Here is an 18,680-nt window from a genome sequence, read left to right as displayed (position 1 = left end):
AAGGTTAACTATTATAACCTTTTAATATTGTGGGCAACACATGATGGCAATGAAATTTTGTTAGCGACCTTACTAGACGTTTTATATTGTGTTCCTGCCAATTTCCTTGTGGCCGCAAGCGACAGCGGTCCAGGTCAATCAGCCAGGGTTCACCGTTAGAGTCGATTAAAATATTGCGGGCGTTAAGGTCCACATGATCAAGGCCCACTTGATGGAAGCGTTTGATCATTACACCTACGCGCTGAAGTAAAGCCTCATCCGTCTCGTGAGTAGAAAGTAACGATGCTAGAGCCCTAGCACCTGGAACCCTGACGGTAATGAGCGCGGCTTCATACGTCAGACCATAACGCATAACACAACAGGCAACGGGGCGTGGCACGGGCAGCCCTTGGTCATACAAGGTGGCCGTTAAGCGAAGCTCACGAAAAGCCCGAGTGCGCTCTTCACCTAGCCATAGGTAACGTTTTTTACTTAGCTTGGCAATCAACCCGCCCCGGCGGTAAGGGCGTAGCACCCACTGCTCTGCATCGCCTGCTTTTAGAAATAAACTGCTCCCACGCCCTGGTGCTTCGCCAATGACTAAATTGCGTTCACGCCAATAGGCTTCACAAAAGAGAGCAGGATGAAGAGGGGGTGCCCCTGTTGGTAACAGTGGTTGTGACAGTTGGTGTGACGCGGCGGCGTCACTTACACTGTCTGAATCATGTAAAATCAGCCAATTTTTCTGCCGGAGTGCCGCTAAGCGCATGAAGCCCTCTCTGCCTGCTCAACCTAACCATATTGCCATTTTGCGCCTCTCCGCGTTGGGAGACGTGTGCAATCTCGTGCCCACGGTGCGAGCGTTGCAGCGCCAGTGGCCGCACGCTCATATTACCTGGATAATCGGCAAGGGGGAGCACAGTTTACTGGCGGGGCTTTCCGGGGTCGAGTTTATTGTCTATGACAAGTCCACTGGTCTTGCGGGTATGCGCGCGCTCTGGAAAGAGCTTTCTGGCACCCGCTTCGATGTACTGCTACACATGCAGCAGGCGATACGCGCTAGCGTGCTTTCGCTTGGACTCAAAGCCAATGCGCGGGTGGGATTCGATAAGGCGCGCGCCAAAGATAAGCAACATTGGTTTACCCAGTACCAGCTTGCCCCACGTGCGAATGCCCATGTGCTAGAGTCATTTATGGATTTTGCTCGCTTGCTCGGCGTAGAAGATGATCGATTGGAATGGAATCTGGCCGTACCACCGCTGGCCTATGAGGAAGCTCGTGGGGTCAGTGGCGATACGCCATATCTGGTCATTAATCCTTGCAGCAACGCGCGGTTACGCAACTTTCGTAATTGGTCAGTGGAAGGCTATGCCAGCGTGATTGAACATGCTTGGGTACACCATGGTTTGAAGAGCGTGCTGACCGGTGGTGGTAGTTCTTTAGAGCGAGAAATCGGCGATCAAATTGAGGCGCTGTGTCAGCCAGATAGCGTTATTAATGCTATCGGCGGTACGTCGCTCAAAGGCGTACTAGCGCTGATTGACAATGCCCGTGCGGTCATTGCCCCAGATACCGGGCCGGCGCACATGGGCAACGCCATGGGTACACCCACGCTTGGCCTCTACGCGACCACCAATCCTCAGCGTGCAGCGCCTTATTGTTGGCGGGATTTTGCGGTCAATGCTTACCCTGAAGCGGTTCGTACATATCTAAATAAATCCGTCGATGAGGTGAGCTGGGGGCAGCGAGTGCGTCATGCGGACGCTATGGATTTAATCAAGGCCGACGACGTAATTGCTAAGCTAGACGCGCTGCTGGCATCTACAGCAGTACAGCCAACAACAGGACCTTCGGATGAGAGTTGATTTAACCGCCCTGGAACATGCCCGCGTACTGGTGGTAGGGGATGTGATGCTCGACCGCTATTGGCATGGTGGCACGTCGCGTATTTCACCCGAAGCGCCGGTGCCAGTGGTACGTGTAGAGGATGCTGATGATCGTCCCGGTGGCGCGGCGAATGTGGCACTGAATGTAGCCTCTCTCGGTGGTCATGCAGCCCTGGCTGGAGTGGTGGGAGAGGACGACAATGCCGCACTGCTGACATCGCGTTTGGCGGCTTCAAATGTAAGTACTTACTTTCAAAGAAGCCCAGAGATACCAACGATTACCAAGCTGCGTGTGATGAGTCGTAATCAGCAGCTTCTGCGGCTGGATTTTGAGCAGCGCCTCGATAGCGTCGATACCACAGCACTGCTGGAACAGGTCGAAAAAGCGCTGCCCGATTGCGATGTGATGATTCTCTCTGACTACGGTAAAGGAACGCTTAACCAGGTCGAGTCATTAGTTCAGATGGCTCGTGCTTTCGGCAAGCGAGTTCTAGTTGATCCGAAAGGCCTAGATTTTAGTAAGTACCGTGGGGCGAGTTTGATTACGCCTAACTTAACCGAGTTTGAAGCGGTAGTTGGCCACTGCGCCAATGACGATGTTCTGGCTCAGCGCGGAGAAGCGTTGCGCGCCGAGCTTGAGTTAGAAGCGCTACTGATCACTCGCAGCGAAAAAGGTATGACCCTCATTCGTGAAGGTCACGCACCGCTCCATTTGCCCACTCGAGCCCAGGAAGTGTTCGATGTCACCGGCGCAGGTGATACCGTGATTGGTTTGATGGGCCTCGCGCTAGCGTCGGGGCACGCGCTGCCGGAAGCGATGATGCTGGCCAATTTGGGGGCAGGCTTGGTGGTTGCCAAGCCGGGAACAGCGACGCTTTCGATAGCCGAGCTATACACCGCGTTACATGGCGACAAACTAGCTGAGTTTGGGGTGATTGACCAAGTTCCGCTGGTCGACGCTGTGCGTGCAGCTCAGCTGCGCGGCGAGCGTGTAGTGATGACCAATGGTTGCTTTGATATTCTCCATGCAGGGCACGTGGCCTACTTAGAACAAGCCAAACGCCTGGGAGATCGCCTTATCGTTGCGGTAAATGACGATGCCTCGATTGGCCGCTTAAAAGGCCCTAAGCGGCCAATAAACCCGCTTAATCGTCGTATGCAAGTGCTGGCAGGGCTGGGCGCTGTCGATTGGGTCGTGCCATTTAGTGACGATACGCCCCAAGCGTTAATTGAAGCCGTTTTGCCGGATATTTTAGTAAAAGGCGGCGATTACCGCCCTGAAGATATTGCCGGTGGCGAAGCCGTTATCGCCAACGGCGGTGACGTGAAAGTACTTGGCTTTGAAGATGGCGTATCGACCACCGCAATGATTAGCTCCATCCTGGATCGCGAAGGGTAATGGCGTCACCGATGTGGCCGAGGCTGCTCTATTCAGCGGCGCTCTATGTTTTGTCTCCGTTGATTGGCTGGCGCATCTGGCGTGAGCAAGTGCTTACTTACTCGCGCTTACAGCGACTTGGGATGCGTTTGGGTACGCTTCCCCCAGCGCCGCGAATTTGGTTGCACTGTGCTTCGGTGGGGGAAGTACGTTCTGCCCGACCCCTAATAGAGGGTTTGCTGGCGCGTTACCCTCAGCACAGCCTGCTGCTGACCACAATGACTGCGACGGGTGCCCAGCAGGTTCAGGCGATCGCCAGTGAACAAACCGCAACGGACCAAGTACGGCTTGCTCACTGCTTCCTCCCTTTAGATTTTCCGGGAGCGGCCAAGCGCTTTATTACCCGCGTGCAACCCACTCTTGCCATTCTGTTTGAAACCGAGCTGTGGCCCAACTTGCTGCATGCTTGCCACCAACAAGCAGTACCTGTCGCGGTAGTGAACGGGCGGCTATCGCCGCGAGCCTTTGCACGCTATCAGCGGCTGCGTCCGCTAATGGCTGGCGCTTTGGCTAACGTTACGTGGTTAGCTGCTAAATCGGCGCAAGATGCTGAGCGTTTTCAAGCACTGGGTTGTCGCGCAGAAGTAACCTGTGTCGTTGGTTCGTTAAAATTTGAGATACCTTCTCAAGAAAAAACTCTAAAGAAGAGTGAGCACTTACTTCAAAACTGGAGCGCACGCCCTGTATGGGTGGCGGGCTCCACCCGTGACGGGGAAGAAGCACTGCTCTTGAAGGCCCACCGCCAGCTGTTGAAGCGCTTTCCAACTGCGTTATTGGTATTGGTGCCGCGTCATCCGCAACGTTTTGACGACGTAGCCAAGCTGTGTGCCCAGAGCGGCTGGGTACTAAGCCGTCGCAGCCAGCAAGAGGCCGTGACGCCGCAAACGCAGGTCTACCTGGGGGATACGCTAGGAGAGTTGGCAATGCTCTATGCAGCGGGCAGTGTGGCTTATGTCGGTGGCAGTTTAGTACCCGTTGGTGGCCACAATGTGTTGGAGCCGGCGGCGTTGGGTAAGCCGGTACTCTGCGGCTCCTCGCTTGAGAATTTTAGCGATGTAGCTGAGCCGCTGATAGCAGCAGGCGCATTAAGCGTGGTGGAAACACCGGATGCCTTGGCTGATGCGCTAGCCGAGTTATTGGCAAACCCACAACATGCCCAGCACATTGGGCATGTTGGGCGAGATGTCGTTGAAACCCACCGAGGCGCGCTGGCGCGCACGTTAGATGGGCTCAGTCAGTGGCTAACGTAAGGCTGTGCGCTCGACGCCGCTCTCTGTACCCAGTAGCAGCACATCAGCACTGCGTTGAGCAAATAACCCGTTCGTTACCACACCCACAATGGCATTAATACGCGCTTCCATAGACGCTGGGTCGTCAATCATAAAGTCGAAACAATCAATAATTTGATTGCCATTATCAGTGACGACACCTTGGCGGTAGACGGGGTCTGCGCCTAGTTTGACTAACTCCCGAGCGACATAGGAGCGCGCCATCGGAATAACTTCGACAGGTAGCGGAAAGTTGCCTAACTGAGCCACATATTTAGAGCCATCGGCAATACAAATAAAGCGTTTAGCGCAGGCAGCAACGATTTTTTCTCGGGTAAGCGCTGCGCCTCCGCCTTTAATCATTTGTAAGTTAGCATTTACTTCGTCTGCTCCATCGATGTAAAAAGGTACATCGCCCACATGATTTAACTCAAACACCTCAATGCCTAGCGCCTGTAAGCGTTTAGCACTGGCTTCTGAGCTGGCAACGGCACCTTTGAAACGATCTCTTAGCGGTCCTAAACGATCAATAAACAGGTTCGCGGTCGAGCCTGTGCCAATGCCTAGCACGGTGTCTTTTTCGAGATGAGGCTCAATCTCTTTAATCGCAGCATCCGCTACGGCCGCTTTCAATTCATCTTGGGTCATCATATTTTCCTGCGTCAGGGTTAGGCAGTGCTCCCTAGTATAACGGCCTTCGCGCCAACTGCCGATGGAAACGCCGCTAGACGACGCTAGGCGTAATCTGCTACCAATAAAGGCTTTGCTCTCACCCGTCAGGGTCACGATATTTTTCTGGGATTCCCGCATGCTCGAAGCAACCGTCAAAAAGATCCTCCAAGCCCGCGTCTATGAAGCCGCTTGTGAGACCCCTATTTCTCCCGCTCCCTTTTTGTCGCGTCGTTTCAATAACCAAATTTTGATTAAGCGCGAAGACCTTCAGCCAGTATTTTCATTCAAAATTCGTGGTGCCTACAACAAAATGGCCCAGTTGACTGAAGAGCAGAAGGCCAAGGGTGTTATCGCGGCATCGGCGGGCAACCATGCCCAGGGCCTAGCGATGGCGGCTAAGCTTATGGGCGTTAAAGCGGTCATTGTTATGCCTCGCATCACGCCCGATATCAAAGTTCAGGCAGTGCGTGCCCGCGGGGCAAAAGTCATTTTGAAAGGCGATGCGTTTGCCGCTGCCGCTGAGCATGCCCAAGAACTGATTAAAGAGCATGGCTATACCTATATTCCACCGTTTGACGATATTGATGTGGTCGCAGGCCAGGGCACTATCGGAGTAGAAATTCTGCGTCAGCATAGCGGCCGTTTAGACGCTATTTTTATTCCTGTCGGCGGTGGCGGCTTAATAGCCGGTGTCGCAGCGTATGTGAAATATCTGCGCCCAGATATCAAAATCATCGCCGTAGAAGCGGAAGATAGCGCGTGCCTCAAAGCTGCGTTAGAAGCTGGTGAGCGAGTCATACTTGATCAGGTAGGCGTATTTGCCGAAGGCGTGGCTGTGGCGCAAATCGGCGAGGTGCCGTTTTCATTAGTGCGTGACTTAATCGACGACGTTATCACGGTGAATACCGATGAAATGTGCGCCGCGGTGAAAGATATTTTTGAGGACACTCGTGCTGTGGCGGAAACATCAGGCGCGCTTTCACTAGCAGGCCTGAAGAAATATGTGCAGCAAACCGGCGCTGAAGGTGAGACGCTGATATGTATTAACTCTGGTGCGAATACTAACTTTGATCGTTTGCAGCATATTGCGGAACGAACCGAGCTGGGTGAGCAGCGAGAAGCGATCTTAGCGGTGACTATTGCAGAAAAGCCAGGCAGTTTTAAAAAATTCTGCCGCACACTAGGGAAGCGAATGGTCACCGAGTTTAGCTATCGCTATGCGGATAATAGCGAAGCGCATATTTTTGTGGGTGTTCAGGTCAAACCAGGTGGGGAAGATCGTCAGGCCGTGATTGATAAGCTGCGTGAAGGTGGCTATCAGGTGGAAGACTTAACTGATAATGAGCTGGCGAAACTGCATATTCGCCATCTTAGTGGGGGCCGGCCTAGCGAGCGTTTTGAAGAAGAACTCTACCGCTTCGAATTCCCAGAGCGCCCTGGTGCGCTCATGAACTTCTTAACCCAGTTGCCCCATGACTGGAATATTTCACTGTTTCATTACCGTAATCACGGCGCTGCCTATGGTCGTGTGCTGGTGGGGATGCAAGTGCCCAGTAGCGATCGAACGCATGTAGCTGAGTACTTGGATGCGATTGGTTACCGCTATTGGCAGGAGAGTGATAATCCAGCGTATCGGCTTTTTATGGCGTAAATATTTGTAAGTGTTCGCTAACCCCAGGATACAGGGCTGCTAAGAAATATGAACTTTTAGAAACGTTTAATAGAGCGTTAAAAATAGCGCTGAAAGCAGTTGTCAGTTGTCCCCTATGGCCCTATAGTCGTGGGCGAAATTAATGAGGTGTGTCATCTTTTCATACGTACTGCCTAGATGACGCACTTAGGGCATTCGGCAACTGTGAAAGACGTTGGAGATGAGGCATGCGGCGGAAAAAGCCTGATATGGTGATGGCGCTAACGGTGGTGTTTTTACTTGGGGTACTCGCCACTGGCTATGCGCAAGCGCTGTCGGGGAGTTAACTTCTCAAGTTAGTCACAGCGCTTTCAGCCTAAACGCTGCACCTAGCGAGTGGACGCTGATAGTAAAACGGGCTGATCTTAACGATCAGCCCGTTTTTATTGGCCGAATGACCATCGTGTCACTAACCACCACGTCCAGCGGAATATCCCAAGGCTCTACGGGCAGCGTAGCCACCTGTTGGCAGGCGTGTGCAACGCCAATCAACGTTGGAGCGGGTCCTTGATAGCGCATAAAAGCAAGGCTCCGATCATAAAAGCCACCTCCCATGCCCATACGGTTTGCTTGCTTATCAAACCCTACCAGCGGAACAATCAGCGTATCTAGCGCCCAAGCCGGCATGCGATTGCGCCGCTCGGCGGCAAATCGTGAGCATGGTTCTGCGATGCCAAAGCGATTTTTAACCATAGGGGTGGACTCGTGGTAGGCAACAAACCAAAGACGATTAGTCGAGAATGGGCGTAATACAGGTAAGTAAATACTTACTTTTCGCTGACGAAGCCACGGTATTAAGTGCGTCGGGTCTATCTCGCCATTAACCGGTAAATAAAGGCTAATGCGTTTCGCTCGACGAATTTCAGGCAGCTGTTTAAGGCGCTGGCAAAGGGCGGCAGCGGCTTGTTTTTGCTGATCTAGGGAAAGGATACGGCGTCTGCGTCTAAGCTCGCGGCGAAGCGCAACTTTATCGCCGGATATACTGAAGACAGCAGTGTCGTTCATAACGAGCTACTCATAACGAGCTAACTAAGTTATTCCGCAGAATAGACTAAGAGTTCCCCAGAATGCCGCTGTCGTTCTGGCCCTGAACCTACTGGTTCAGGTGGGTGGCCGCAGCCAAACCGTCAGGCTTTCCGACGCACGGACATGCACACGGGTTTGGCTAGCATTTGGCCCCCTGGGTACTTCGCATAGGCTCGAGGGACTATAACGACTGGCGTACACCCCAGAGAACATCTTCATCTTAACAGAGCCAGTGATAATGCCAAAGGGGCGTGGCAGGTTCTTAGGGTTCTTTTTGTTGGCGAGTGCTGGCAAGTGCCCGTTCAAGGCGGTCGTTTAGACGGCTAAGATTCGCTTCGCTCGCACGGTGTTCATCTAGCACCTCGAGCAATTCATGGGTGATGTTTAGGGCTGCCATGACGGCCACCCGTTCGCTGCCAAGGGTATTACTTTGAGCATGAATGCCGTGCATTGCGCGATCTAAATAGCGAGCAGCGCGTTCAAGCTGGGTTTCTTCGCCAGTGTCGCAAGCAATCATATAGCTGCGACCCAGTAGGGTGATTTCTTTGGTTGGCCGCTTCGCGTTACTCATCAAAAACTCCGGCACAGGTCATTTTAGTGACCAATGCGTTAACATCACTGCATAGGAAGGGTAGCTAGCATTCACTATAAGAGAGCGGCTTGTGTGGGGTCAACGCACAGCCACGAGTGCTGTTAGCATCCTTCCACCGTTTGGCAGTCTTTTTGATACGTTGTTATGACGGTTTCACCCCCATTTTTGTATAGCGAGCAATGCCCATGTCCTTAATCAATGAGCGCCAGGATTTTTCTGACGTTGCGGATGTTTTTCTTCTTCATGGAAGTATGCAGTCTCCCGCTTTTTTGGATGGCCGCTTAAGTGGTCTATTAGCACTACGTGATGTGACGGCTGAAGCATGGCTAGAAGAGGTTTGCCTAAGCTTAGGTGTCGAGCAGCCTCGGGATCCTGCTAGCGCTGAACGCCTGCTAGGTTGGCGACGACAAACGCTTGAAGCACTGAGCGCCAGCGATTTGAATTACGCGCCGCTGTTGCCTGATGAGCTTTTTTCACTCGCCGAGCAAGCCCAGGGCCTAAAAGAGTGGACGCAGGGTTTTATGGAAGTCGTCGAGGATGTGGCTGATGAGACGCTTCGCGAGCGCTGGTCCAAAACGCTACAAGAGGCCATCGATGACCTAGCGGGACTTGTACAGATCGAAACGGATATCGACGATAGCCCTGAAAATGAAAATGACTTATTTGCCTTGACGGAGCACGCGCGTATGGCGGCCATGCTGCTTTATACCGAGCAGCACCCGGGGATGCCTCAGGTCGAGCAGTCCGACGCCCCCGTTCATTAATACAGGAGTTATCTATGTTGCCTGAGACACTGCCTAGGCCTGCTGCTATTACACCTGCTGAGTACCGCCAGCGCCGAGAAGCGCTCATCGCCCAACTGCCTGTCAATGCAGCGCTTGTGGTGCCAAGCGCTGCATTGGTAACTCGCTCTCACGATAGCGAATACACGTTTCGACAGCAGAGTGACTTTTACTACTTGACCGGCATTCAAGAGCCCGATGCGTTGCTTGTTGTGCTGCCTGGCCGTGAGGCAGGCCAAAGCGTGGTGTTTTGCCAAGACCGCGACGCCACTATGGAAGCCTGGACAGGTCGGCGTTTAGGTGCCCAGGGCGTAGAGGCACAACATGGTATTGATCAAGCGTTTGAAAATGCTCAGCGGGAAGAGCAGTTGCCGGGGCTATTAGCTGGTCGCGAACTGCTCTATCTGCCGCTAGATAATCCCGAGGCGCTAAGTATTGCAGAAGAGGCGCTAGCCCATGCCCAGGCGGGTCTGCGCCACGGTAAGCCAGCGCTAAAAGGATGGCTGGATAGTCGTCCGCTTGTTCATGAAATGCGGCTTATTAAAAGCCCAGCTGAAATTGCCTTACTGCGCCATGCGGCGGCTATTTCTGCCCAGGCGCATATCCGCGCGATGCGTAGCTGCCGTGCTGGTTTAAGCGAGTATCAGCTGCAAGCGGAGTTGGAACATGAGTTCGCTTGGCAAGGCGCCAGCGGGCCAGCGTATAGCACCATTGTGGGAGGTGGGGAAAACGCTTGCGTACTGCATTACATTGAAAATAGCGACATGTTGAAAGCCGATACACTCGTGTTGATTGATGCTGGCGCGGAGTTTGATCTCTATGCTGGGGACATCACCCGCACGTTTCCCGTTAGCGGTAAGTTTAATGACGCTCAGCGAGCGCTTTACCAAGTGGTACTAGCTGCCCAGGAGCGTGCGGTGCATGCTATCAAGCCAGGGACTACGCTGGCAGATATTCATCAAGGCGTGGTGCGCGATTTGACCGCAGGCTTAATTGCTCTTGGGTTGTTAGAGGGCGATGAGCAGGCGCGTATTGACGACGAGAGCTACCGACGCTTCTACCTACACTCTACATCACACTGGCTAGGGCTGGACGTGCATGATGTGGGAACCTACCGCCTCAATGAAGAGACCCCGCGCCCGCTTGAAAGTGGCATGGTCGTTACCGTTGAGCCTGGCCTGTATATCCCTTGTGACGACGATATTCCTGTGGCTTACCGCGGTATTGGCATTCGTATCGAAGATGATGTTGTGGTGACCCAGGATGGGCATGAGGTGCTTACATCAGCCGTACCAAAGCAGATTGCTGATATAGAGCAGTTAATGGCTAATAAATAACCAGTAAATTAGCACTGATAATAAATTATGTAATTTACATTACGAAATTACGGTTTGTATAGTTCGTGCTTAACCTGTAGGAGATGCCAATGCACGGTGTACAGCAGGCAAATCAAGGCCAACAGAAACAAGCGCTTACTCACGATATCGTTATTGTGGGTGGTGGTTTGGTAGGTGCCAGCTTGGGCTGTGCGTTGGCTCCTCTTATTGAGCGCTATGGGTGGCGGGTGGCCATTATTGAGTCCAATGCCTTACCTGAAAGCGCGCAGGAGGTGTCGTGGCAACCTAGCTTCGATGCACGCGCTAGCGCTATTGCTGAAGGCTCTGCTCAGCGCTTTCGCCAATTGGGGGTGTGGGAGGCGATGCGTAGTGAAGCAACGCCGATCAAGCGTATTCATATTAGCGAGCGCGGGCGTTTAGGTGCTACGAGATTGAGCGCCCAGGAACTAGGGGTACCGGCATTAGGGCATGTCATACCTAATGCCTGGATGGGGCGCGTGTTGCACCATCATCTTCAGCAGTTGCCGATTGAGTGGCACTGCCCTGCGACCGTGGCACAACTGACGCCACAAGCAGAGGGCCATCACCTGATTCTTTCTGATGGTAATGAGCTGACTGCAGCGTTGACTATTCTTGCCGATGGCGGCCGGTCTGGCCTGAAGGAGCAATTGGGGATTAGTAGTCGCCGCCGCTCTTATGAGCAAACCGCGCTGATTGCGCACGTGGGTATTAGTCAGTCTCATCAGGGGGTAGCGTATGAACGGTTTACAGAAGAAGGGCCGATCGCCTTGTTGCCACTACCAGGTCAAGCCATGGAGTTAGTCTGGACGCATACCAGTGGCACTGAACAGGCGCGGCTAGCGCTCTCTGATCAGGCATTTCTACGCCAGCTACAGTCCGCCTTTGGTGATCGAGTAGGGCGTTTTACTCGGGTGGGACAGCGTTTCAGCTACCCGCTTTCGCTGATCACCGCAGAAGAACCGGTTCGACCAGGGCTGGCGGTACTGGGTAATGCTGCCCACGCGCTACACCCAGTAGCGGGTCAGGGCTTCAACCTGGCGCTACGCTCCGTGATGGACTTGGCCGAGGAGCTGGCGCAGGGCGCCGAAAATCAGCGTGCCCTTGGTGATATGCAAACGCTGCAGTCATTTGAGCGACGTCGAGCTCAAGACCGTTCCAATGTGATTCGGTTTAGTGATGGGTTAGTACGGTTATTTGGCTATTCGCTGCCTTTACTTCCCCATGCCCGAGCAGCTGGGCTGGTGGGGTTAAATTTAGTGGGGCCGCTTCGCCGCAGCTTGGCACGCCGAGCGATGGGGCTAGAGCGCTAACCTGACAATCACTTCTGACTCAGAGCGTGACAGCTGTCTCAGAAAGGTAACGAAGGAAACGGTATGAAAACGCAAGCAGCGGGGTTAGATGCGTCGGTTGAACATTTTGACGCGATAATTGTGGGTGCTGGCATGGTAGGCACGGCGCTAGTAGGGCTATTAACGAATGCTGGCATGCAGGTGGCGTTAGTAGAAACCAAAGCAGAGCCACTTCGTTTAGCTGCTTTCGGCGATCATCCACCGGCCCCTAGGGTGAGTGCATTGACACCGGTTTCTCAGCGCCTGCTCTCGCACTTGAAGGCGTGGCCTGCAATGGCTGATACGCGGATAACGCCTTACCGTTATATGCAGGTGTGGGATGCAGAAGGGAGCGGTAGCATTCAGTTTTCCGCTGATGAAGCAGGTGCACCCGTACTTGGACATATTGTTGAAAACGAGGTGACATTAGCCGCGTTAAATGAGCAGGTATTAGCGTTGCCAAAGGTTAGTACTTTCTTTGGAGTTGGCGTGGAGGCTTTACAAACATCGGATAACGGTCGTTGGCTAGTACTTAAGGATGGGCGTCAGTTGTATACACCGTTACTCATTGCGGCCGATGGTGCTCACTCCACCATGCGTGAGCTGGCAGGAATATCGGTAGCTGAAGAGCCGATGCAGCAAGAGGCTGTCGTTACCACGGTAAGGTGTGAAAAACCCCATGGGGACACGGCTCGTCAGGCTTTTATCGCTGGCCGTCCACTGGCTTTTTTGCCGCTAACGGTGAATGGTGACGATCGCTACTGCTCGATTGTTTGGTCGACCACACCTGAGCATGCAAAACAACTCACGGAGTTTTCTTCTGATGCGCTGGGGCAGGCCCTAAGTGATGCCTTTGATTATCGCTTAGGCCAGGTGAGTGCCGTCGATGCTGCCTATCGCTTTCCACTTATCCAGCGTCATGCTGCTCAGTATGTGCAGCCCAACTTAGCACTGGTGGGCGATGCTGCCCATAGCATTCACCCGCTAGCAGGGCAGGGGGTTAACCTTGGCTTTATGGATGCAGCGGTGCTGGCTGAAGAGGTGGTTAATGCATGGCAGCGAGGCGCGCCCTGGGGAGCGCTGTCCACGTTGAGTCGCTATGAACGACGCAGACGCTTAGATAATAGTGCTATGTTAGGACTGATGAAAGGGTTCAAAGTACTCTTCGGTAGCGAAGTGCCTGCCCTGACGCTGGCGCGTAATATTGGCATGAGTGGTATGAATCAGTTAGTTCCGTTGAAACGGTTGGTGATGCGGCAGGCGATCGGAGAGCGTGGGCGCCTGCCGCAATCATGCCGTTAACGGCGGCGGCGATCTACCACGTTTAGCGCTTTGAGCAGGTTCAGTGCTTCACTGAGTTGGTAGTCATCGCGTAGGCGCTGAGACATTTCTGCACGCTCCCGTGGTATAGCGTTTTGGCCGCTTAGGTGGCCATCAAGGTCAGCTTCACGGATTCGGCGCTGACCTTCAGCCACTTCCAGGCGGCCACGCACTACTTCTACATCAGGTTCGATACCTTGCGCTTGGATTGAACGTCCATTAGGTGTGTAGTAAAGCGCGGTCGTAAGCTTTAGGCCTTCACCATTGCCAAGTGGCATGATTTGCTGCACGGAGCCTTTGCCAAAGCTCTCGGTACCCATGATCACCCCACGACGTTGGTCTTGAAGCGCCCCAGCGACAATCTCAGCTGCCGAGGCGCTACCGCTGTTTATCAGCACTACCAGTGGTACGTCTCTGGCGGGAGTTTCTGATGATGCTGAAAACGACATTTCAGTATCAGAAAGCCGTCCTTCAGTGTATACAATTAGCCCTTCATCCAGGAAAAGGTCTGCGACGCCAACGGCGGCTTGTAATACGCCGCCTGGATTGTTGCGCAAGTCGAGGATTAACCCTTCAAGCGGCTGTTCTCTAGCCATGCGCTCTAATGATCTGCGTGCCTGTTCAGGGGTTCGCGACTGAAACTGGCTGATGCGCAAGTAGCCGAAGCCTGGTTCAAGTTCTTCGTGCTTAACGCTTTCGCTACGAATCACCTCGCGCGTGAGTGTGAACTCTCTCGGCGACTCTTCACCCGACCGCAAAATGGAAATACGTAGTTGGCTACCTGGCTCACCACGCATTAGATTAACGGCTTCTTGTAGCGATAAACTGTCGGTTGGTGTTCCATCGATAGCCACAATCACATCGCGGGATAACAACCCTGCTCGGGAAGCCGGCGTGTCATCGATGGGAGTGATGACCATTAGCTGTCCATTTTCAGTGCCTACTTCTATGCCAATCCCGCCAAACTCACCTTGAGTCGATTCGCGCAGACTTTGGTACTCTTCTTCGTCTAAATAGGCTGAATGAGGGTCAAGTTCGCTAAGCATACCGCGCATGGCATTGCGTAATAGCGTGCGATCGTCAACCTCTTCGACATAACCACGTTTAATGCGCTCAAATACTTCGGCAAAGGTTTGAATCTCTTCAAGGGGCAGGTCATCAGCAACGCTATTTGCAGGCTGGGCCACTAAGGGAAGCGGTACCGACAGCAGTACAAGCGGAAGTAAGGTAGCCAAAAAGCGCTTGGCAGGGGCCGATACCTCGGTAACAGATAGCGTCATGCGGACTCCGCTAGGCGAAAGGCAGCATCAAAAGGTGCTGCTCAGGTTGAGATATGATTGTTAATGCATATAAGTCAGCTTATCCCGTCAGCGGCGTGCAATCCAACGTTGTGGATTAATTGGTTCACCGCTACGTCGCACTTCAAAGTAAAGCGCGGAGCGGGTCTGCCCGCCACTATTGCCGACGCGTCCAATTTCAGTGCCGCGACTCACCTGTTGCCCAGGCCGAGCGCTAAAATGTTGCAAGTGAGCATAGAGCGTCATGATCTGATCTCCATGATCAATAATCAGTAGGTTGCCAAAGCCACGCATCCAGTCGGCGAATACCACGCGGCCCGTATGCACCGCAGCTACTGCGCTGCCTGGGTCTGCTTGAATCACGATACCGTTGTAGTGCACGCCATCTCTACGCTGGAAGGTTGCTGTAATCGCTCCTTGAACGGGCCAGGGTAAATCGCCCTGAGTGCGAGTAATGTGGGTGGTAGGTGTTGGTTCGGCTAAGCGGGCCAGCTCGGCTTGAATCGCTCTTAGTTGCTGCTCGGCCTGCTCACGGCTTTGGTTAAGATCGGCTAAGCGGTCTTCTTCGCTGCCATAACGATCATCCAAGGTCGCTACGACCCCCCGCCGCTCCTCGGTTCGCTGGGCGAGCAGGGCGCTTTGCTCTTCTAGCTCGTCGGCTAATGTAGCAAGGCGTGCTTGGCGCTCACCCAGCGCCAGCTCAGTATCTGCCAGCGCGTTATCAAGGCGGCTGATATCGGTAAGGCGTTGCTGGCGCGCTTGAGTGAATCGATTTAGGTAGGCCTGCATTCGGTCTAGCTCGGCAGGGTCGCTTTGGTTAAGAAGCAGTTTCAACTGGGGCGTTGGCCCCAGTCGATAAAGGGCCGCTAGCTGCTGGCTTAGCGCAGCGTATTGGGTTTCACGCTCACCTTCCAAGCGCTCTCGGTGCTGGCGAAGCTGAGTGGTTTCGTCGGCCAGTTGGCGGCGCTCGGCCTGGAGTTGGTCTAAACGCTGGTGGGTCTCGGCAAGTTCTGTTTCGACCTCTCGCAACTCGCGCTCGGCGCTGTCCCGTGCTTGCCCAGTCGCACTGAGACGCTGGGCTAGGTTCTCAATCTCTTGGCCAATCGCATCCAACTGCTTGCGTGCTGCTGTTTCATCTGGCTGAGCAACACTTGCTGGCGCATAACCTAACGCCAGCATGAGCGTGATAACTAATGTCCAGCCCATAAGCATCAATCAAAATGAATCAGTGGTTTACCTGTCATTGCGTCGGGCTGTGTCTGGTTCATCATGGTTAACAGCGTCGGCGCTAAATCGCATAAGCGTCCGTCTTCCAAGCTGCCAGCCCGCTCGCCTACGTAAATCAGCGGCACCATAAACGTGGTATGAGCTGTTTGTGGTGCACCAGTTTCTGGATGCACCATCTGCTCAGCATTGCCATGATCAGCGGTAATCAGGCAAGCACCACCAGCTCGCTCAATGGCCTCCACTACCCGGCCAACGCAGGTGTCGACGGTTTCAATCGCTTTTACGGCTGCATTGAAGTCACCCGTGTGGCCAACCATGTCGCCATTGGCATAATTGCACACCATTAGGTCAAAGCGACCACTGTCGATAGCTTCCACCAGCTTATCGGTGATCTCAAAGGCGCTCATCTCAGGTTTTTCGTCGTAGGTTTTAACATCCCGGGGTGAGGGGACCAAGATGCGCTCTTCGCCTTCGTATTCGGCCTCGTTACCGCCAGAGAAGAAAAAGGTGACGTGGGGATATTTTTCTGTTTCTGCAATGCGAAGCTGAGTTAGGCCTCGTTTAGCAACCACTTCACCCAAGGTGTCGGTGAGATCCGAAGGGGGGAAGGCCGCTGGTGCTGAAATATTGGCGGCGTACTGGGTCATCGTGACTAAACCGTCGCCAGCCAGTGTAGGGCATACGTGCCGTTCAAAGCCGTTGAAGTTAGGTTCAGTAAAGGCACGAGTTAATTCACGAGCGCGGTCAGAGCGGAAATTGAGGAAAATAGCCGCATCACCGTCTTGTAGCGTAATGGCGGTATCACTTAGCGGAATACTGCTAGAGGCAACAAATTCATCGGTTTCTCCGCGCTGGTAAGCGTCACGCAGGGCGGTTTCAGCGCTAGAAGCAATAAAATCAGCGTGGCCCTCGGTCAGCAGGCGATAGGCTTGCTCAACACGCTCCCAGCGGTTATCACGGTCCATTGCGTAAAAGCGGCCAATGACTGAGGCAATAAAGCCGTTATCAGCGCCCACCAGCTCCGATAAACGGGCATTAGCGCGCTCAAGCGAGCGAAGCGCGCTTTGCGGCGGCATATCGCGTCCGTCTAAAAATGCATGGATAAAAATGCGCTGCGCGCCGCGTCGGGCAGCAAGCTCAGCCATGGCAATAAAGTGATCTTCGTGGCTGTGTACGCCGCCGGGAGAAAGTAGCCCAAGCAAGTGGACAGCACGGCCATTAGCAACGGCTTCGTCGATGGGCTTGGTCAGCACCTCGTTGGTGTCTAGGTCGCCATCTTCAATTGCTTTGGTGATGCGGGTGAAGTCCTGGTACACAACGCGTCCGGCACCAATGTTCATATGGCCTACTTCAGAATTACCCATCTGCCCGTCAGGCAGGCCCACGTGGCGACCATCAGTGTGCACAAAGGCATGCGGACGATTGGCCCACAGCTTGTCCATGTTGGGCGTATTAGCAGCGGCCACTGCGTTGTGGGCGCTATCGGGATTGTGGCCGTAGCCATCTAAAATGATAAGCGCCACGGGGCGCGGTGCAGTTGTAGCCATGAAAACCTCGTTATGTTGATCAGCCAAGCGACATGAGGTGTTGTTTGAAACGTTGGTGAAGATTGCTCAAACAGTTTTCAGACAACACCTTATAATCAGGGTCGCGACAGGCGCGCGCATGGGGCATCATAACGCAGGCAGCCGTTGGGCGTCATGGCCTGCGCGGTATGCCGTGTGACGTGTATACTTGTTGCGTTTCTGGAGGCGGCTAAGCCGCTTTTTTCTGCATAGACCAAGAGATTGTGTTCACGATGATCGATCAGCTGTTCGAATTCGTAATGAACCACCCCCTACTTGTCGGGGCGTTTTTGCTGGTATTAATAGCATGGGTGGCGTACGAGGCGCGCAGTGCCGCTACCCACGCTGTGACCTCTACACAGGCGACTCAGCTTATTAACCGTGAAGACGCGGTGGTGCTGGATATCCGTGAAAGCAAAGACTTTAAAGCGGGACATATTGCCGGTGCACGCAATATTCCCCAAAGCAGCCTCGACAGCCGCATGAATGAACTGGAGAAAGTGAAAAGCCAGCCGATCATCGTGGTATGTAAGCACGGCCAGAGCTCTGGTGCTGCACAGGCAAAACTTGCTAAGGCAGGTTTCGAGCGTGTCAATAAGTTGAGAGGTGGCATGGTGCAGTGGCAGGCGGATGGTCTTCCGGTGGTGAAAAAGTAAAGTAGAAATCAATTAAACATACAGTAAGTAAGCTATGCGCTGTCGCGCATCTTTTTATCAGATGAACAATTAGGAGTATTTCCATGGCGGAAGATAACAACACCCCGCAGGCAGGCGCCACAGAAGGTGAAAAGCCTCAGCTTAAGTTCTCTTTGCAGCGTATCTACGTAAAAGACATTTCGTTTGAAGCGCCGAACTCTCCTTCTGTATTCAAGCAGGCGTTTAAGCCCAAGGTGAACCTGGACCTGAACACCACTAGCCAGAAAATAGCCGACGACCAGTATGAAGTGGTTGTAAAGGTGACAGCTCAGGTCAACGACAGTGAAACCGGCACTACATCGTTCCTGGCAGAAGTAGAGCAAGCTGGCCTGTTCCGTATTTCTGGCATTGAAGGGGCGCAGTTGGAACAAACCCTGGGTGCGTTCTGCCCTAATCTGCTGTTCCCTTATGCTCGCGAATGCGTTGATAACCTTGTCAATCGTGGTGGTTTCCCGCCGCTAATGCTGGCGCCGGTGAATTTTGAAGCCATGTACGCTCAGCGCAAGCAGCGTGAAGCGCAGCAGGCTCAGCAAGCAGCCGAGAATACTCACTAAGT

17 protein-coding genes and 1 other RNA gene are annotated in these 18,680 nt (G+C 53.5%); 10 read left to right on the top strand and 8 right to left on the bottom strand.

Translation table 11 applies throughout. The annotated features are described in order from the left end of the window. Positions 1-4 precede the first annotated feature (4 nt). The gene (locus M0220_RS07620; RefSeq protein WP_030071685.1) at positions 5-748 is read right to left on the bottom strand and encodes a 3-deoxy-D-manno-octulosonic acid kinase; all 744 of its coding nucleotides are present in this window, start codon (positions 746-748) and stop codon (positions 5-7) included. On the opposite strand from M0220_RS07620, the gene M0220_RS07615 reads away from it, so the two are divergent. The 3 genes from M0220_RS07615 to waaA are packed head-to-tail and all read left to right on the top strand — an operon-like array spanning position 747 to position 4,553. Further along, the gene (locus M0220_RS07615; protein ID WP_030071686.1) at positions 747-1,844 is read left to right on the top strand and encodes a glycosyltransferase family 9 protein; all 1,098 of its coding nucleotides are present in this window, start codon (positions 747-749) and stop codon (positions 1,842-1,844) included. The genes M0220_RS07620 and M0220_RS07615 overlap by 2 nt on opposite strands. Further along, positions 1,834-3,264 (top strand): bifunctional D-glycero-beta-D-manno-heptose-7-phosphate kinase/D-glycero-beta-D-manno-heptose 1-phosphate adenylyltransferase HldE, encoded by a 1,431-nt coding sequence (hldE, locus tag M0220_RS07610; protein ID WP_030071688.1) that lies wholly within the window; start codon positions 1,834-1,836, stop codon positions 3,262-3,264. The genes M0220_RS07615 and hldE overlap by 11 nt, the downstream gene beginning before the upstream one ends. Next, positions 3,264-4,553, top strand: coding sequence for a lipid IV(A) 3-deoxy-D-manno-octulosonic acid transferase (waaA, locus tag M0220_RS07605; RefSeq protein WP_030071691.1), 1,290 nt, complete (start codon positions 3,264-3,266; stop codon positions 4,551-4,553). Before hldE ends, waaA begins: the two co-directional genes overlap by 1 nt. On the opposite strand, the gene rpiA is transcribed toward waaA, so the two are convergent. Continuing rightward, on the bottom strand, positions 4,545-5,219 hold the full coding sequence (gene rpiA / locus M0220_RS07600; protein ID WP_264019204.1) for a ribose-5-phosphate isomerase RpiA: 675 nt from the start codon (positions 5,217-5,219) through the stop codon (positions 4,545-4,547). The two genes, waaA and rpiA, sit on opposite strands and share 9 nt — an antisense overlap. Before the next feature lie 160 nt (positions 5,220-5,379). Between rpiA and ilvA the strand changes: the two genes are divergently transcribed. Beyond that, the gene (ilvA, locus tag M0220_RS07595) at positions 5,380-6,894 is read left to right on the top strand and encodes a threonine ammonia-lyase, biosynthetic (RefSeq protein ID WP_030071695.1); all 1,515 of its coding nucleotides are present in this window, start codon (positions 5,380-5,382) and stop codon (positions 6,892-6,894) included. Positions 6,895-7,305: 411 nt separating this feature from the next. Here the strand turns inward: ilvA and M0220_RS07590 are convergent, their stop codons facing one another. From M0220_RS07590 to M0220_RS07580, 3 genes are all read right to left on the bottom strand, one after another. Next, a complete protein-coding gene (locus tag M0220_RS07590) occupies positions 7,306-7,938 on the bottom strand; it encodes a 5-formyltetrahydrofolate cyclo-ligase (protein WP_264019054.1) in 633 nt (210 codons plus the stop codon). 50 nt (positions 7,939-7,988) lie between these two features. Further along, positions 7,989-8,171: non-coding RNA, 6S RNA (gene ssrS / locus M0220_RS07585), on the bottom strand. Between the two features lie 50 nt (positions 8,172-8,221). Then, complete coding sequence (locus M0220_RS07580) at positions 8,222-8,530, bottom strand: cell division protein ZapA (protein ID WP_030071698.1); 309 nt, start codon at positions 8,528-8,530, stop codon at positions 8,222-8,224. A 206-nt stretch (positions 8,531-8,736) separates the two neighbouring features. Here M0220_RS07580 and M0220_RS07575 point away from each other — a divergent pair, with 206 nt between their 5' ends. The 4 genes from M0220_RS07575 (at position 8,737) to M0220_RS07560 (ending at position 13,321) form a co-directional block, all read left to right on the top strand. Continuing rightward, positions 8,737-9,315, top strand: a complete 579-nt coding sequence (locus M0220_RS07575) for a UPF0149 family protein (RefSeq protein ID WP_030071700.1) — start codon at positions 8,737-8,739, stop codon at positions 9,313-9,315. A 14-nt stretch (positions 9,316-9,329) separates the two neighbouring features. Beyond that, positions 9,330-10,670 (top strand): Xaa-Pro aminopeptidase, encoded by a 1,341-nt coding sequence (pepP, locus tag M0220_RS07570; RefSeq protein WP_264019053.1) that lies wholly within the window; start codon positions 9,330-9,332, stop codon positions 10,668-10,670. A gap of 89 nt (positions 10,671-10,759) precedes the next feature. Beyond that, positions 10,760-12,001: a 2-octaprenyl-6-methoxyphenyl hydroxylase gene (ubiH, locus tag M0220_RS07565; RefSeq protein ID WP_030071705.1), complete on the top strand. Its 1,242-nt coding sequence runs from the start codon at positions 10,760-10,762 to the stop codon at positions 11,999-12,001. Between the two features lie 63 nt (positions 12,002-12,064). After that, complete coding sequence (locus M0220_RS07560; RefSeq protein WP_030071707.1) at positions 12,065-13,321, top strand: UbiH/UbiF/VisC/COQ6 family ubiquinone biosynthesis hydroxylase; 1,257 nt, start codon at positions 12,065-12,067, stop codon at positions 13,319-13,321. Here M0220_RS07560 and M0220_RS07555 read toward each other — a convergent pair. The 3 genes from M0220_RS07555 to gpmI form a co-directional block, all read right to left on the bottom strand. Then, the gene (locus M0220_RS07555; RefSeq protein ID WP_030071709.1) at positions 13,318-14,619 is read right to left on the bottom strand and encodes a S41 family peptidase; all 1,302 of its coding nucleotides are present in this window, start codon (positions 14,617-14,619) and stop codon (positions 13,318-13,320) included. The two genes, M0220_RS07560 and M0220_RS07555, sit on opposite strands and share 4 nt — an antisense overlap. A gap of 87 nt (positions 14,620-14,706) precedes the next feature. After that, positions 14,707-15,849, bottom strand: coding sequence for a murein hydrolase activator EnvC family protein (locus M0220_RS07550; RefSeq protein ID WP_264019203.1), 1,143 nt, complete (start codon positions 15,847-15,849; stop codon positions 14,707-14,709). After that, the gene (gene gpmI, locus M0220_RS07545; RefSeq protein ID WP_264019052.1) at positions 15,849-17,411 is read right to left on the bottom strand and encodes a 2,3-bisphosphoglycerate-independent phosphoglycerate mutase; all 1,563 of its coding nucleotides are present in this window, start codon (positions 17,409-17,411) and stop codon (positions 15,849-15,851) included. Before gpmI ends, M0220_RS07550 begins: the two co-directional genes overlap by 1 nt. Positions 17,412-17,662: 251 nt before the next feature. On the opposite strand from gpmI, the gene M0220_RS07540 reads away from it, so the two are divergent. Then, positions 17,663-18,085: a rhodanese-like domain-containing protein gene (locus M0220_RS07540; protein WP_030071716.1), complete on the top strand. Its 423-nt coding sequence runs from the start codon at positions 17,663-17,665 to the stop codon at positions 18,083-18,085. 83 nt (positions 18,086-18,168) lie between these two features. Further along, positions 18,169-18,678 carry a protein-export chaperone SecB gene (gene secB, locus M0220_RS07535; RefSeq protein ID WP_030071718.1) on the top strand — a complete coding sequence of 170 codons (510 nt, stop codon included), beginning with the start codon at positions 18,169-18,171 and terminating at the stop codon, positions 18,676-18,678. The last annotated feature ends 2 nt before the right edge of the window (positions 18,679-18,680 follow it).

The organism is Halomonas qinghailakensis (assembly GCF_025820815.1).
GTDB classification, from domain to species: Bacteria; Pseudomonadota; Gammaproteobacteria; order Pseudomonadales; family Halomonadaceae; genus Vreelandella; species Vreelandella qaidamensis.
Note: the sequence above shows the minus strand (reverse complement) of the source record. Positions and strands in the feature narration are given on the sequence as shown.